Genomic DNA, 334 nt, shown 5'->3' on the forward strand with positions numbered 1-334 from the left:
CCCGCGAAGCCGCGCGCCGGCGGCTGGGACTGGCGCCGGACCGGCCGACCCTCATCGTCACCGGCGGCTCCTCGGGCGCGCTGAGCATCAACCGCACCATCGGCGCATCCCTGCAGGAGCTCGCCGCGGCAGGCGTCCAGGTGCTGCACATCACCGGGCGGAACAAGGCGCTGCGGGACGCCGACGGTCAACTGCTCGCCGCTCCCGGCTACCACCAGGTGGAATTTGTGGACGGCATGCAGGATGTCTACGCGGCGGCCGACCTGCTGCTGGCCCGCGCCGGCGCGGCCACGGTGTGCGAGATAGCCGCCGTGGGCCTGCCGTCCGTGCTGGT

At 73.7% G+C, this 334-nt stretch carries 1 protein-coding gene; it reads left to right on the forward strand.

Translation table 11 applies throughout. From position 1 onward, the window contains the following. Positions 1-334, forward strand: a 334-nt coding sequence (locus AC5RV2_RS19145) for a glycosyltransferase (RefSeq protein ID WP_494093637.1), incomplete at both ends; no start/stop codon positions are given.

This window comes from Arthrobacter sp. Y3225116, from assembly GCF_059091245.1.